Annotated in this window: 11 protein-coding genes; 6 read left to right on the top strand and 5 right to left on the bottom strand. The window is 56.2% G+C overall.

Features of this window, described 5'->3' with window-relative positions; all coding sequences use genetic code 11:
• Positions 1-16: 16 nt before the first annotated feature.
• Together IEW12_RS25760 and IEW12_RS25755 are read right to left on the bottom strand one after the other, a co-directional pair.
• Complete coding sequence (locus IEW12_RS25760; RefSeq protein ID WP_188569016.1) at positions 17-1153, bottom strand: alpha-hydroxy acid oxidase; 1137 nt, start codon at positions 1151-1153, stop codon at positions 17-19.
• A 250-nt stretch (positions 1154-1403) separates the two neighbouring features.
• Positions 1404-4046 (bottom strand): sulfite reductase flavoprotein subunit alpha, encoded by a 2643-nt coding sequence (locus IEW12_RS25755; RefSeq protein ID WP_188569015.1) that lies wholly within the window; start codon positions 4044-4046, stop codon positions 1404-1406.
• A 226-nt stretch (positions 4047-4272) separates the two neighbouring features.
• Here IEW12_RS25755 and IEW12_RS25750 point away from each other — a divergent pair, with 226 nt between their 5' ends.
• Complete coding sequence (locus IEW12_RS25750) at positions 4273-6441, top strand: TonB-dependent siderophore receptor (protein WP_188569014.1); 2169 nt, start codon at positions 4273-4275, stop codon at positions 6439-6441.
• A 407-nt stretch (positions 6442-6848) separates the two neighbouring features.
• Complete coding sequence (locus IEW12_RS25745; protein WP_188569013.1) at positions 6849-7382, top strand: Csu type fimbrial protein; 534 nt, start codon at positions 6849-6851, stop codon at positions 7380-7382.
• Positions 7383-7545: 163 nt separating this feature from the next.
• Here IEW12_RS25745 and IEW12_RS25740 read toward each other — a convergent pair whose 3' ends face one another.
• The 3 genes from IEW12_RS25740 to IEW12_RS25730 all read right to left on the bottom strand — a co-directional run bounded on the left by IEW12_RS25740 (position 7546) and on the right by IEW12_RS25730 (position 10387).
• Positions 7546-7962 (bottom strand): DUF4148 domain-containing protein, encoded by a 417-nt coding sequence (locus IEW12_RS25740; protein ID WP_188569012.1) that lies wholly within the window; start codon positions 7960-7962, stop codon positions 7546-7548.
• A gap of 90 nt (positions 7963-8052) precedes the next feature.
• Positions 8053-9081 carry an alpha/beta hydrolase gene (locus IEW12_RS25735; protein WP_188569011.1) on the bottom strand — a complete coding sequence of 343 codons (1029 nt, stop codon included), beginning with the start codon at positions 9079-9081 and terminating at the stop codon, positions 8053-8055.
• Positions 9082-9481: 400 nt separating this feature from the next.
• A complete protein-coding gene (locus IEW12_RS25730) occupies positions 9482-10387 on the bottom strand; it encodes a LysR family transcriptional regulator (protein ID WP_188569010.1) in 906 nt (301 codons plus the stop codon).
• A 155-nt stretch (positions 10388-10542) separates the two neighbouring features.
• Here IEW12_RS25730 and hmgA point away from each other — a divergent pair, with 155 nt between their 5' ends.
• The 4 genes from hmgA (at position 10543) to ssuE (ending at position 15138) form a co-directional block, all read left to right on the top strand.
• Positions 10543-11883, top strand: coding sequence for a homogentisate 1,2-dioxygenase (hmgA, locus tag IEW12_RS25725; protein ID WP_229751367.1), 1341 nt, complete (start codon positions 10543-10545; stop codon positions 11881-11883).
• Positions 11883-13214 carry a fumarylacetoacetase gene (gene fahA / locus IEW12_RS25720; RefSeq protein WP_188569008.1) on the top strand — a complete coding sequence of 444 codons (1332 nt, stop codon included), beginning with the start codon at positions 11883-11885 and terminating at the stop codon, positions 13212-13214. The genes hmgA and fahA overlap by 1 nt, the downstream gene beginning before the upstream one ends.
• A gap of 283 nt (positions 13215-13497) precedes the next feature.
• Positions 13498-14505, top strand: a complete 1008-nt coding sequence (locus tag IEW12_RS25715; protein ID WP_188569007.1) for a sulfate ABC transporter substrate-binding protein — start codon at positions 13498-13500, stop codon at positions 14503-14505.
• A gap of 45 nt (positions 14506-14550) precedes the next feature.
• Entirely contained in the window at positions 14551-15138 is a 588-nt protein-coding gene (gene ssuE, locus IEW12_RS25710) for an NADPH-dependent FMN reductase (protein WP_188569006.1), read from the top strand.
• Positions 15139-15202: the final 64 nt, after the last annotated feature.

The following is a 15202-nucleotide window of genomic DNA, read 5'->3' as shown; positions in this document are numbered from 1 at the left end:
CCGCAATACGGAAAACTTAGCGGACGATGTTGTGCAAACCCACTTCGCGTATATCCTTGGTGCCGGTCAGCGCCATGCTGACGTCCAGCTCCTTGTGCAGGATTTCCAGCATCTTGGTCACGCCCTCTTCGCCCATGGCCCCCAGGCTATACAGGAAGGCGCGGCCTATCATCGTGCCTTTGGCGCCCAGAGCAGTGGCTTTCAGGATGTCTTGCCCGGTGCGTATGCCGCCGTCAAACCATACTTCGATCTGGTCACCGACTGCGTCCACAATCGCCGGCAGCGCTTGTACCGACGACATCGCGCCATCCAGCTGGCGGCCGCCGTGGTTGCTGACTACCAGTGCATCGGCGCCGGACGCGACTGCCAGCTTCGCATCCTCCACATCCAGTATGCCTTTCAGGATCAGCTTGCCGCCCCACTCCTGCTTGATCCAGGCCACATCCTCCCATGACAAGGTAGGGTCGAACTGGCTTGCAGTCCACTGGCTCAGCGTCTGTATGCCGCTGGCGCCGCCTTGCACGTGACCGGCCAGATTGCCGAAGGTCTTGCGGCCGCCCAGCGCGCGCAATGCCCAGGCCGGCTTGCTGGCTAGATCGATCAGGTTGGCAATGGTGATGCGCGGCGGCACCGACATGCCGTTCTTGATGTCCTTGTGGCGCTGGCCCAGTATCTGCAAATCGAGCGTCAATACCAGTGCAGAGCATTTGGCATTTTTGGCGCGCTGTATCATCTCGCGGACAAAGCCGCGGTCACGCATCACGTAAAGCTGGAACCAGAAAGGCTTGGTGGTAACACTGGCCACGTCTTCTATCGAGCAAATGCTCATGGTCGACAGGGTAAAGGGAATACCGAATTTTTCGGCGGCGATGGCGCCCAGCATCTCGCCATTGGCCCATTGCATCCCGGTCAGGCCGGTAGGCGCAATCGCGACCGGCATGGTCACGTCGTGGCCTATCATTGTGGTGCGGGTAGAGCGCTGGTCAACGTTGATGGCGACCCGCTGGCGCAGTTTCAGTTTTGCCAGATCATCAGTATTCGCACGGTAGGTACTTTCTGTATAGGAACCGCTGTCGGCATAGTCGTAAAAGGCTTTCGGCACCCTTTTCTTGGCAAGAATGCGTAAATCTTCTACACAGGTAATGACAGGCATGCTGGTTTCTCCATCGCGATTAATTGTTCACAGAAGAAAGTGTAGGCCAAATTGGCAAGCCGATGGCGTAATTCGATTCAGTGCTGGCGTGAAGTATTTTCAGCGCTGGCAACCGAAAAGCGGGAGTCCGGCGGCAGTGATGCGGCTATTTGATGCAAAAACACTAAATTTTATTGGTAAAAAAGCCATCCGGCATTGCGCGGGATGGCTTTTCAGTGAACAGCGTTCAGGTTCTGCGGGTTCTGCAGGTTTAATACACGTCCCTGCGGTAACGCCCTTCGGTGATCAGGTCATCCAGTGCCGCCTCGCCCAGCAATTCAGTCAACACCGCATCCACGCCGGCGGCCATGCCGTCCAGGCTGCCGCAGATATAAATCGCTGCGCCCTGTTCCCCCCATGCCAGCAAACGTTCTGCCTGTTCGCGCAGCTTGTCCTGTACATAGATGCGCTGCGGTTGGTCGCGTGAAAAAGCCAGATCGACATGGCTGAGCATGCCGTCAGCCTGCCATTGCTGGATTTCTTCGCGGTGATGGAAATCATGCGCTACCTGCCGTTCGCCATACAACAGCCAGTTCTTGTGCTGCCCCTGGGCGATCCTGGCTTTCAACAAGCCGCGCAAGCCGGCCAGGCCGGAACCGTTGCCGATGAAAATCGAAGGACCATCCCCGTCAATCAGTTCAAACCCCGGATTTCGCAGCACGCGCAATTCTATTCTGTCATTCACTGCGGCATACTCAGTCAGCCAGCCGGATGCAATACCCAGGCCGTCTTCATGGCGGCTCTGCCTGACTAGCAGATGCAGACGCCCTTCTCCGGCAAGCGAAGCAACCGAATAGCGGCGGGAGGCCAGCGGCTGCAGGGTATCCGCCAATTGCTGCGGCGTCACATAACCCAGCGCCACTTGCGGCGCAGGCAACTGGCTGCGTGCCAGCGCTTCGCTCAGGGTGCGCACTACTCCCAGGTGTTTCACCTTGGCCTGGCCATCCAGGCCGGTGCAGCTGAGAAAGAATGCGATACGGTCCGGTGCATGGCGCGGCACGATCTCGGCCAGCGCACCTGCTTGCCACTGCTGCGTTGATCGCTCCATTGATGGTGCATTTGCAGCGCCATTCGCAGTGACCTCCAATTCAAGGTGAAAAATGGGTGCGCCCTGGCTGTGCGGATTCAGCAAGCGCCGTTCCACCAGTTGCCAATCCTGGTAATCCTGCTCCTGCAGCGCCGGTGCAGGATTGGCGTCCATCCGGATCTCGGTTTTTCCTGCCAGCCGCGCAAGCACATTCTGCCAGCGCGCCAAGGCCTCGGCGTCATTGTTGTCCACTTCTATCATCGGGAACAGCGCTTGCGCTCCCTGGCTATGCAGCCAGTGATCCAGCGTGTGGCCGAAGCCGCAGAATTTCTGGTAATTCCTGTCGCCCAGAGCCAGCAAGCCATACTGCACATGCGCCAGTGAATTGCCCGCCTGGTGCGACAACTGCCTGGCGAACTTGCGCGCCGCATCCGGCGGCTCGCCTTCGCCAAAGGTCGATACGATGAACAGCACGCGCTGATAGTGGCGCAGCTTGTCGGTATCCAGTTGCGCCAGTGACATCACCGTCGTATCCACGCCTTCGGTCTGCAGAGCAGATGCGGTGCGCCAGGCCAGCCCTTCGGCACGGCCGGACTGTGTGGCAAAAGCCAGCAGCACTTGTTCAGGCAATTGTTTTGCTGCTGACCCGACTGCCCCTGCCTGTGTGCGGCGGCCGGCGCGCAAGATCGCCTGTTCCGCACGTATCTGCCGCTTTTTGCGGCGCCGGTCCAGGTACAGCATCCAGCCGGTAATGGAAAACATCGGCAGAATCAAAGCCGCCAGCGTCATGATGATGCGGCCCGGCAAGCCGAAATAAGTCCCCATGTGCAACGGATAGATGGCACTGATGGCCTTGCCGCCGGTGGTCTTGTCTGCGTAGCGCTGGTTCTGCGTTACCTTGCCGGTGGCGGGGTCAATCGACATGCGGTTGCGTGCCTGCTCATGCGGCGGCTCAGGGTCCAGGTAGGTGATCTGTATGGGCTGGCCGGCCTTGTCGGGCATGCGCATGCTGAGCTTGCTGTAAGCCCCGCCTTCTTTCTGGAATACGTTCCACAGCAAAGTCAGATCGGGTACGGCAATCTGTTCTTCGGCCTTCTTGCCCACCTTGAATTTATCTGCCTGCACCGGCGGTGCCCGCCTCGGCGCAAGCGTTTCACCGGCCAGGGTATTGATGCCCAGCTTGACGACGTCAAACGCCCAGTACATGCCGGTGACGGTAAATATCAGGTATAGCAGCAGCGCGCAGGTGCCCATTACCGAGTGCAGGTTCCACAGGAAGGAACGACCGGTCAATGCAAAGTCCAGCTTCAGCCAGGCCCGCAAGGACAGGGGCTTGCGCGGCCATCGCAGGTACAGCCCGGACAAGGCCAGCACAAACAGGCACGCGGCAACCATGCCTGCCACCAGCTTGCCGGTATCGGTAGGCAGCAGCAGCCAGCGGTGCAGGCGCTCTATCCACTCAAAGAAGTCCTGGCCCAGCGGGCGCTCCAGCAACACGCCGGTATAAGGGTCGACGTAACGGATTTCACCGCGCCGCACGCCCTTTGGCGGCGCATAGGTGATCTTGGCGGATTCTCCGGCTTCGGCCGACATTGCCAGCGTGACGATACGGCGCTCCGGATCCAGCGCCCTTACCTTGCTCAACAATTGTTCCGGCGTCAGCACCGCCATCGTCTGCGGTTTTACATGCACGATGCCGGGATTGAGTGCATCCACTATTTCTTCATGGAAGCTGAGCAAGGCACCGGTCAGGCCGATGATGATCATGATGGTGCCGGCGGTAATGCCTATGAACCAGTGGATTTGAAACCAGATTTTTTTAAACATGAGTATCTGCTGCGTGTCTGCTGCGTGGCTATTGCGATAGTGGCGTGGCGTTTACTTGCTTCTGCATCACGCAGGCCCTTAGGCCCTCACGCCGCCTCTTATACAGAGTCGAGAAAGATAGGGCAATAAGTACAAGCGCTTATGCATGAATTGCTGACACAGGAGCAAGCCGCATGTTACCATAAATGCTAATAATTCTCATTTATATTCAAGAAAACATATAGCCATGAGCATGCTCAAAGTATTGGGGAGCGGCACGCTGCTTTCCTTCGCACTGTCGCCCTTAGCCCATAGCCAGGCCCTGCCTGCAGGGCCAGCAACATCCACGACATCTGCATCTCCCGCAGCACAAACAGAGGCCGCCGATGCTTCTTCGCTGAATCTGCCCGATATCATCATTCGCGAAAAGGCGCAGGAACGCGGCTACCAGCCGAAGCGCGCGTCCACCGCGACCCGCAGCGATGCCGCCTTACTGGAAACGCCGCAATCGGTCGGCGTCGTGCCGGCCCAGGTAATGCAAGACCAGTTGATACGCAACATCGATGAAGCGATGTACAACATCAGCGGCGTCACGCAGGCCAATACGCTGGGCGGTACACAGGATGCGCTGATCAAGCGCGGCTTCGGCTTCAATCGCGACGGCTCCATCCTGCGTGACGGCATACGCACGGTGCTGGCGCGCAACCTGACCTATACCACCGAACGCGTCGAGGTCCTGAAGGGGCCCTCTTCCATCATGTACGGCACGATGGACCCGGGCGGCGTAGTCAACATGGTCACCAAGAAGCCGCAATTAACTACCCAGGCCCAGGTCGCGCTGACAGCCAGCGACCTGGGCGGCGGCGCATCGGTAGATTTGACCGGCGCCATCGGCAGCTCAGGCCTGGCCTACCGCCTGATCGCCGACTATAGCAACAGCGATTACTGGCGCAATTTCGGCGACAGCCGCCAGCTCGTGGTCGCGCCTTCGCTGGCCTGGTACGGCCGCGACAATACGGTGCGCATCTCGTATGAGCATACCAATTACGAACAGCCTTTCGACCGTGGCACCGTTATCGACAACCGCACCGGCAAACCTGTGAATATCCCACGCGATGAAAGGCTGGACGAAGCATATAACCGCAGCATAGGCGATTCCGATTTTTTCACCGTGCAGTCGCAACACAAGCTGAACCAGCAATGGACAGCCAACTTTGCCTATAGCTACAATCGCAACCGCTATGATGACTTCCAGGCGCGCACCGTATCGCTGAATCCTGTCACCGGCGTGCTCACGCGCCGCCCTGACGGTACGCGCGGTGCTGTCAGCCAGGAGCATGCGGTACAAAGCGATATCACCGGCAAGCTGAAGCTGGGTGAAATCAGGCATGACGTGATGCTGGGCTTTGATTTTGAAGACAGTAATATCTACCGGCGCGACCTGATACGCGGCACCAACAATACCAGCTTCAATATCTACAAGCCGGTATACGGCCTGTTGCCGAACTCCACTACGATCAGCGCACCGGATAGCGACCAGACCGACAAGCTGCACGCCTACTCGTTGTTTGCGCAGGACACGGTACACTTGAGCGAGCAATGGATAGCGCAAGCCGGCGTTCGCTACCAGCAATACGATGAAGTTGCCGGCAAGGGCCGTCCCTTCAATATCAATACCGATGTCTCCGGCAACAAGCTGATACCGCGTGTAGGCGTGGTCTACCTGCTCAACCCTGCAGTGTCGCTCTATAGCAGCTATAGCGAATCCTTCAAGCCAAATACCTCTATCGCCAGCCACATCGATGCGCTGCCGCCGGAACAGGGTAAATCCTGGGAAGTGGGCGCTAAGCTGGACTTGCCGAAAGGGATCACCGCTACTGCAGCGCTGTATAACATCGACAAGCAGAATGTGCAGGTATCCGAGGTTGTCAACGGCGACACCTTCGTGCGCGCAGCGGGCAAGGCACGCTCACAGGGCCTGGAACTGGATGTTGCCGGTGAGATTGCACCACAGTGGAAACTCATAGGCAGTTATGCGTACACCGATGCGAAGGTCACACAAGACCCCAAGCTGCAGGGCAATCGCCTGGCTAACGTCGCCCGGCAGAGTGCCTCGGTGTTCATCACGCATGATTTCGACCGCAGTGCCAACCGCGATCAATGGCGTGCCGGAGCCGGCGTGCGTTATGTAGGCAGCCGTGCCGGCGACAGCGCCAACAGCTTCTTCCTTGATCCCTATCATGTAGTAGATGCATTTGCTTCGTATGACACGACGCTGGCCGGGCACTCTGCCCACCTGCAATTGAATATCAGGAACTTGCTAGACAAAACCTATTACCCTTCCGCCGGCAGCAATATCTATGTGGCGGTGGGAGACGCCAGACAATTCATTTTGCGCGGGATCATCGATTTCTGATTTCAGGCTCAATAAAAAAAGCCGCTGCGGCAGCTTTTTTTTGCGTCCCACAATAGGAATTTGGCAATTTAATTTAATCGCATCACATCAAATTCAATGCCGAAACTGGAAGAAAAAGTTTCTCCCAAATGCACGAATGATTTTTAATCTCAATTCCAAACCCGGCCTTATATCACTTGATTCCCCTGAAAAATTTGTCACATAAAGTTAAGTGCAAACGATGGTTAATTTTCTACGAAAAATGTCCTCGAAAATGGGATAGCGCTTGTGGCCAAACTGGTTTGCACTTACCATAAATTCAGTGAGGAAATTTTATATATGGCGGGACCCGTAATACTTAAACGAACAACAAGAACTGGAGTTGGTGCGTTGAAGGCAGCGGCCGTTCCGTAATGCTGGGGTGGTATATGAAGAGCAATTATCTGAAAAGAGTTGCCATAGTTTTTGTAATGGGTACTGCGGTCTTGGGAACGAGCCGGCTACTGTACGCGGCAACGGTCACCGCAACCATGGTGAATACAGTCACAGTCAATAATAGCTGCACAGTAAGTGCCAGCGGCTTCACCACGACTTACGATCCACTCAATGCAAATGCTGCGGCCAACCAGGACGTCACCGCCTCGATCAGCACCAGTTGCTCTTTATCGGTGCCCGCCGTCATTACTCTCGACCAGGGAGCGCATGCAGCAGCAGGCTCAACAGACTCTACACCAGTGCGCCGCCTGTCCAGCGGCGGCACTACACCGGTCTTCCTCAATTATTCGCTGTACAAGGATGCAAGCCGTTCTACCACCTGGGGCAATACGCCTGCGACGGGCATGCCCTTGGTCGGCACCGGTTCGACTGCGAACAGCAGCGTGTATGCACGCATTCCTTCTGGACAAAATCCGAGTACGCTTGGCACCTTTACCGATTCCGTAGTTGTGACTGTCACCTACTAAGCCATACCGATTGCGCCGATGGCTCGCTGTGCTAACTCTACCCTGTGTCAGCGAAGTCTTGTACTTGTTCATGAAGTTTGCTCATAAAAAAATCGGCCGGTGAATTCCGGCCGTTTTTTTATCTTCTTCCCGGGAGCATGGATGCTCTTGCAATCATCCACTATCAATTGCGGTATTCCAAGGGTTTATTGTAAGAGCTCAGTTTGTCCGCCGACACCGACTGTGAACGCACTTCGTAACGATAACGGTCGGAAGTCTGCGCTGGCTGACTCGGATAGGAAGCATCGCCGACAGCTAACTTGCCATCTTTGCGCGCCTGTTCCAGTTCGGCAAGGACTTCAGCGCGTGTTTTACCTGCGCTAGCTTGTTTGGCAGGTGCATAGTGATATTCATCGCCAAGTTTTAATTCGCCGTTGGCGCGGGCCTGATCGAGATCAGCGCTTACCTGGGCGCGGGTTACGCCCATGCCGGTGTATGGACCGGCATTGGAACCAAAATTGGGACCGTTATATTGGGCGAACACCAGATTGCTGGCTGTAACGGATATCAATGCTGCTGCGAAGAGAGTTGCGGTTTTCATTTGAAGCTCCTTAATTTGATTTGGGTTGATTTATCTTCAACATAGCTCACTACTAAGTAGCAAGCTATGTATTTGATGGGGATTAACTGCTTATTTCAGGTGTACTTTCAGTTCTTCACCGGCTTGGCGCATTGCAGCTTTTACTGCCGGTACATCGCTGATCACATTCAGCAAACCGAAGTCGTGAATCATGCCGCTGTAGCGTACGCTGGTAACCTGCACACCGGCAGCGTCCAGCTTGTGGCCGTAAGCTTCACCTTCGTCGCGCAATACGTCGAACTCTGCTGTTTCAATCAGCGTCGGCGGCAGGCCTTTCAGTTGCGCTGTCGTTGCTTTCAATGGCGATGCATAGATCTCGTTACGTTTTGCGGCGTCAGTGGTGTAGTTGTCCCAGAACCATTTCATCATATTGCGTGTCAGGAAGTGGCCTTCGGCAAATTGTGCATACGAGGCGGTGTCGAAGTTGCTGTCGGTGACCGGCCATAACAATGCCTGGAACCTCAGGCTTGGTCCGCCTTTGTCTTTCGCCATCAATGCAACCACCGTTGCCATGTTGCCGCCTACGCTATTGCCCGCTACCGCCAGGCGGTTGCCATCCACCTTGATTTCCTTGCCGTGCTCGGCAACCCATTTTGTGGCGCCATAAGCCTGGTTGATTGCGACGCCATAGCCGGCTTCCGGGGATGGCGTGTAGTTGACGAATACCGCAACCGCACCGGAGTTGGCGACCAGGTCACGTACCAGGCGTTCATGGGTAGGGAAATCGCCGAGCACCCAGCCGCCACCATGGAAAAACATGAAGGCCGGCAGCGTCTTGCTGACACCTGCAGGACGCACAATGGTCAATTTCACGTCAGCGCCATCCACCTTGATGGTTTTTTCCGATACGTCCGCTTTTGGCAATGTCAGCTTGACACCTGCCTGCGCGCCTACCAGTATGGCGCGCGCGTCTGCAGGCGACAGTTGCTCCAAAGGCTTGCCGCCTCCCGCTTCCAGCGCCTGCAGGAAAGCCTGGGTGTGGACCTCTACGCCGGGGCTGCCCGCTGCGTTTGCGTTGCCGATGGCGGCGAGGGAAACACCGATTGCTGTCACTGCCAGTGCGTTTTTGATGGATTTCATGATTATTTCCTTTTAGCCTAGTGCTTAATGATGAATGAGTGAATATTGGTTAATGCCAAGCTGCTTCAATAAACTTCAATGAGTTGCCGCCTTTTACTTTTCTCCGCAAGAGGCGCCCCTCATTTATTATCGCCAACTACTATATAGCGCACTATATATTTGAGATTAAAAGTGGCGCAAACTCCCGCGCCTTCTCATTTACTCTTTACTACAAAGTTCTCGAACCATCAGCATCTGAGACACATCAAGGGAAAGACGGCCCGGCCGTGCTGCCTGTGTTTCGATGTTTTGAATTATATATAGTGCACTATTAAATATCAAGCTATTTTAAAAATAATTTTATTTCATCTTTCAATTCAGGGCGGCAGCATCGCCGCAACGCGCCTCCGCACCTCGGCAATCACTCGGCAAAATGCTCGGCGATGAATCCCCTCAGCCACTGGCTACCCTCGTCCTGGTTGTAGCGCCGGTGCCAGAACATATTGGTTTGCAGCGAAGGCAAGCGCAGCGGCGGTTTTACATAGTGCAGATTGAAGGGAGCTGCTGCCCGCTCCGCCAGTTTTTGCGGCACAGTCACCAGCAGATCGGTCGTACTAACAATATAAGGAACAGCAACAAAGTGCGGCACGCTAAACTGCGAAACATCCTTCACACCGGCTTTTTCCAGGCTCTGGTTGATGCTGTCGTAAGGGCTTTCCATCGATGCGACGATCAGATGCGGGGCAGCCAGGAAATCCTTCAATGTCAGCTTTGCTTTTGCCAGGGGATGGCCGGCACGCAGCATGCAGACGTAGTCCTGCTTGAACAGGCGGCGCTGGTAGAGCGCTTCCGACACGTCATCAAACGCGCCTATCGCCAGATCGACCCGCCCCGCCTCCATCTCTGCCTTCAGGTCCACGCTACTGGCCCGCACCGTACTGATCTTCAGTTGCGGCGCAAACTGCCGGCATTTTTCCACCAGCACGGGCATGAAATACACCTCGCCGACATCGGTCATCGCTATCGTGAAATGGCGGCGGCTACTTCCTGCATCAAAATGCTCATGCCGGTTCAACGCCAGCCTGACTTGCTCCAGCGCAGCACCTATAGGTTCAGCCAGTTGCTCGGCAAACGGCGTAGCCTGCATGCCCAGCGCAGTACGCACAAACAACTCATCGCCAAAGCTGCGCCGCAGGCGGGCCAGCGCATTGCTGACCGCCGGCTGCGACAGGCCCAGCTTGCGGGCAACCGCCGATATCTGCTTTTGCTGGAATATTTCCTGGAATACCACCAGCAAGTTCAGGTCCAGCTCTCTGGGTTCTATCATCTTTTACCTATTATTCATAATATCAATGGGCTACATTTATCTATTTATAGCGTAAAAGGCTGCACTTTGCACTAAAGTATTAGCACTCAATTAGTACTCAAACAGCGCTCAACTAGTGTTCACACAGCTAGCAGCAAAGGAAAGCCATGAATACGATGACCGAGGGCCGCCAAGCCTCCCTAGCCTCCCCCTTGCAAACCGGCAAACTGGCCTACCAGACCGGCTTTGCAAATGAATTCGCCACCGAGGCCCTGCCCGGTGCATTGCCGAAAAACCAGAATTCCCCGCAAAAAGTGGCCTATGGCCTGTATGCAGAGCAAGTGTCCGGCACGGCTTTTACTGCGCCGCGCCACCATAACCGCCGCTCCTGGCTGTACCGGATACGCCCGGCAGCGATGCATCATCCGTTTCAGCAAATCAGTAACCGCGGCATCGTCAGCCAGTTTGACCAGATAGCAGCACCGCCCAACCAGTTGCGCTGGGACCCGTTGCCTATGCCTGCCGAAGCAAGCGACTTCATCCAGGGCTGGATCACGATGGCAGGCAACGGCTCGCCGGATGCACAAAGCGGCTGTGCTATCCACCTGTACGCGGCAAACCGCGACATGACGGACAAGTTTTTCTATTCCGCCGACGGCGAATTGCTGATCGTGCCTCAGCAGGGGCGGCTGCAATTACGCACCGAACTGGGCATTATCGACCTGGAGCCGCAGGAAATAGCGGTCATACCGCGCGGCATACGCTTCCAGGTCAGCCTGCCGGATGGCGAGGCGCGCGGCTATATCTGCGAAAACTTCGGCGCCTTGCTGCGCCTGCCCGACCTGGGAGTGATAGGCTCCAATGGCCTGGCCAATCCGCGTGACTTCCAGACTCCGCATGCCAGCTATGAAGACCGCGAAGGCAGTTTCGAGCTGATCGCCAAGTTCAGCGGCAATCTGTGGAGCGCAAAGATAGACCATTCGCCGCTGGATGTAGTGGCCTGGCACGGCAACTACGCGCCGTATAAATATGATCTGCGCCATTTCAATACCATAGGCTCGATCAGCTATGACCATCCTGACCCATCCATCTTCCTGGTACTGCAGGCGCCCAGCGATACGCCGGGCGTGGACACGCTGGACTTCGTGATTTTCCCGCCGCGCTGGCTGGCTGCGGAAAATACTTTCCGCCCGCCCTGGTTCCATCGCAATATCGCCAGCGAATTCATGGGCCTGATCCACGGCCAGTATGATGCGAAATCGGCCGGCTTCCGTCCCGGCGGCGCCAGCCTGCATAACTGCATGAGCGGCCACGGCCCTGACGCGCCGACCTTTGACAAGGCCAGCAATGCCGATACCACAGCGCCGCACAAGGTAGATAACACGATGGCCTTCATGTTTGAAACCCGGCACGTGATACGCCCAACCGCCTATGCGCTGGCCTCGCCGCAACTGCAGAACGACTACTACCAGTGCTGGATGGGCATACAAAAGAACTTTAATCCGGAGCAAGCATAATGACCGTGCAATTGAATGAAACCCATGATGTGAAACTAGGTAGCTGGGTGGCCTCGGCCAACCAGCCGGACAGCGATTTCCCCATACAGAACCTGCCGTTCGCAGTATTTCGCAGCAAGGCCGGTGGAGATTTTCACATAGGCGTCGCCATCGGCGACCAGATCCTGGACCTGCATGCAGCCTACGCGGCAAATGCCTTCAGCGGATTTCCGTCCTTGCAAAGCACCGAAGTCGCGCTGGCCCTGCAAAGCAATAGCCTGAATGCCTTGATGGGCCTGGGAGCAGAAACCTGGTCCGCCCTACGCCTGGCGCTGTCGCGTATCCTGCGCGCAGGAGCGCAACAGGAAGCCAGCCTGCGCAGCGCACTGGTTCCCCAGAGTGATGCTGAATATGGCCTGCCGGCGCAGATCGGCGACTACACAGATTTTTATACCTCGGTCCACCACGCCACTGCGATAGGCAAACTGTTCCGTCCGGATAATCCATTGCTGCCCAATTACAAATGGGTGCCGATCGGTTACCACGGCCGCTCTTCATCGATAGGCGTGTCCGGCCAGCAGTTCCGCCGCCCGCTGGGACAAACCAAGCCGCCGACCTCGGATACTCCGGTATTCGGCCCCAGCAAACGGCTGGACTATGAACTGGAAATCGGCATCTTTGTCGGCAAGGGCAATGAGCTGGGTGATGCCGTCACTATTGATCAGGCGGAATCGCATGTATTCGGCCTGTGCCTGCTGAATGACTGGTCGGCGCGTGATATCCAGGCCTGGGAATACCAGCCGCTGGGACCTTTCCTGGCCAAGAACTTCGCCTCCACCATCTCGCCATGGATAGTCACGCTGGAAGCGCTGGCGCCCTACAGGCTGGCATGGGACAGGGAGCAGGCCGATCCTCAGCCCATGGCCTATCTGGATTCCGCCGATTTGCGCACGCACGGTGCATTTGACGTTCAATTGCAGGTGTCATTGCAAACCCAAGCCATGCGCGAGCAAGGCGTGGCCGCGCAAAGCCTGTCCCAATCCAACTTCCGCCATTCTTACTGGAGCGTATCGCAGTTGCTCACCCATCATACGGTGAATGGCTGCAATTTGCGCCCCGGCGACTTGCTGGGATCCGGCACCCAGTCCGGCCCGCAACCGTCAGAAGCGGGTTCGCTGCTGGAGCTGACCGGCGGCGGCAAGGAGGCGATCAGCTTTCCGGGCGGCGAGAAACGCATCTTTATCGAGGATGGCGATACCGTGATCCTGCGTGGATGGGCCCATAAACCCGGCTGCGCCCGCATAGGTTTCGGCGAAGTCAGCGGTACCGTCCTGCCGGCACGCACGCTGTAAAACCTGATTGCCCCCATAGCGGCCCCTCCGACGAGCGGGCCATTTTTATTTACGTGTTTATTTGCGTCTTGACATCAATCTTGATATCAATTCAAGCCCGCCGACCTCATTCCTAGATTAAATAATTCAGCCAGCCCGATCCCTCATATACGAAAAACGCATATCAAACCGCGAAACTATTAGTTCTTGTTTCACTTGCGCCGCATTAATCTACATTCCTCAAATTTTATTTTCGGCAGGCCTCGCCGGCCTTCCGACAAAACGACAACAAGGAAAATTGCAGATGAAACTGAAACACCTGTTCCTGGCCGCCTCTATCGCTGTAATCGGCAATATCTCCGCGCACGCCGCCGACATATCCCTTTTGAACGTTTCCTATGATCCTACCCGCGAACTGTATCAGGACGTAAATCAGGCATTTGCCAAGCAGTGGAAAGCCAAGACTGGCGACAACGTCACCATCAAGCAATCGCATGGCGGTTCCGGCAAGCAGGCACGCGCGGTCATTGACGGCCTGGATGCTGACGTCGTCACACTGGCGCTGGCCTATGATACCGATGCCATCGCCGAGCGCGGCCTGACTTCCAAGGAATGGCAAAAGAAACTGCCTCACAATAGCTCGCCTTATTCATCGACCATTGTCTTCCTGGTACGCAAAGGTAATCCCAAAGGTATCAAGGACTGGAACGACCTGGTCAAGCCTGGCGTTTCCGTCATTACACCGAACCCGAAAACCTCAGGCGGCGCCCGCTGGAACCATCTGGCAGCCTGGGGCTATGCTTTGAAACAACCGGGCGGCAGCCCGGCCACAGCCAAGGAATTCCTGAGCAAGCTGTATAAAAACGTACCGGTACTGGATTCCGGCGCACGCGGCGCAACTACCACCTTTGTGGAGCGCGGCATAGGCGACGTATTGCTGGCCTGGGAAAATGAAGCACTGCTGGCAATCAAGGAGCTGGGCCCGGACAAGGTCGAGATCGTAGCGCCGTCCACCAGTATCCTCGCCGAACCTTCGGTCGCTGTAGTTGACAAGGTAGCTGACCGCCGCGGCACCCGTAAAGTGGCAGAAGCCTATCTGAACTTCCTGTACACCGACGAAGGCCAGGAAATCATCGCGAAAAACTACTACCGCCCAACAACGGAAAAAGCATCGAAAAAATATGCGTCGCAATTTCCAAATGTGAAGCTGTTTACGATAGATGACACTTTCGGCGGCTGGACCAAGGCGCAAAAAGAACATTTCGCGGATGGCGGCATCTTCGACCAGATTTATCAACCGGGTAAAAAATAAGCGCGCCGCTTATTACACTCAAGCACTCAAGTTTAGTGAGATGACATGAATATCCTGCTGCTCTCTGGAAGTCCGTCCAACCCTTCACGCTCTACCCGCCTGCTGCATCATGTAGGAGACAGGCTGAATGAGCTGGGTTACCGCACTGCCAGGGTGCAAGCAAGGGATTTGCCGGCCCAGGCGCTGCTGCATGCCGACTTCAACAATGATGAACTGCGTGCGGCAAAAGCGCTGGTGGCACAGGCGGACGCGGTCGTCGTCAGCACCCCCGTGTACAAGGCCGCTTATAGCGGCGTATTGAAAACCTTCCTGGATATCTTGCCGCAAGACGGCCTGAGTGGGAAACTGGTGCTGCCGCTGGCAACCGGCGGTAGCCAGTCGCATATGCTGGCGCTGGACTACGCATTGCGCCCGGTGCTGGCTTCACTCGCCGCCAAGCATATCCTGCCCAGTATTTATGCCACCGATGCACAGATAGAATGGTCGGAAGAGTACGGCCTGAATATCGATACGACGATAGCCCAGCGCATCACCGAGGGCATCAGCCACCTTACCCACAGTCTGATTGCCTTGCGCAACCAGGGTAATAATTTCGACGCAGTTCAATTCACGCAACTGCGATGTAGCGCCTAGCAAACCCAGAGGCCGGTACCCCGGCCTTGCCGCAACTGCGTCACCACTGCACTACAACTGATCC

Origin of the sequence: Parundibacterium terreum, from assembly GCF_014636315.1 — a bacterium.
Lineage (GTDB): Bacteria > Pseudomonadota > Gammaproteobacteria > Burkholderiales > Burkholderiaceae_D > Undibacterium > Undibacterium terreum.
Note: the sequence above shows the minus strand (reverse complement) of the source record. Positions and strands in the feature narration are given on the sequence as shown.

Coding starts and splice junctions, on each gene's coding strand:
- IEW12_RS25760 (WP_188569016.1), bottom strand. CDS start 1,153: ATGCCTGTCATTACCTGTGTAGAAGATTTACGCATTCTTGCCAAGAAA.
- IEW12_RS25750 (WP_188569014.1), top strand. CDS start 4,273: ATGAGCATGCTCAAAGTATTGGGGAGCGGCACGCTGCTTTCCTTCGCA.
- IEW12_RS25730 (WP_188569010.1), bottom strand. CDS start 10,387: ATGATAGAACCCAGAGAGCTGGACCTGAACTTGCTGGTGGTATTCCAG.
- fahA (WP_188569008.1), top strand. CDS start 11,883: ATGACCGTGCAATTGAATGAAACCCATGATGTGAAACTAGGTAGCTGG.
- IEW12_RS25755 (WP_188569015.1), bottom strand. CDS start 4,046: ATGTTTAAAAAAATCTGGTTTCAAATCCACTGGTTCATAGGCATTACC.
- IEW12_RS25715 (WP_188569007.1), top strand. CDS start 13,498: ATGAAACTGAAACACCTGTTCCTGGCCGCCTCTATCGCTGTAATCGGC.
- IEW12_RS25735 (WP_188569011.1), bottom strand. CDS start 9,081: ATGAAATCCATCAAAAACGCACTGGCAGTGACAGCAATCGGTGTTTCC.
- IEW12_RS25740 (WP_188569012.1), bottom strand. CDS start 7,962: ATGAAAACCGCAACTCTCTTCGCAGCAGCATTGATATCCGTTACAGCC.
- ssuE (WP_188569006.1), top strand. CDS start 14,551: ATGAATATCCTGCTGCTCTCTGGAAGTCCGTCCAACCCTTCACGCTCT.
- IEW12_RS25745 (WP_188569013.1), top strand. CDS start 6,849: ATGAAGAGCAATTATCTGAAAAGAGTTGCCATAGTTTTTGTAATGGGT.
- hmgA (WP_229751367.1), top strand. CDS start 10,543: ATGACCGAGGGCCGCCAAGCCTCCCTAGCCTCCCCCTTGCAAACCGGC.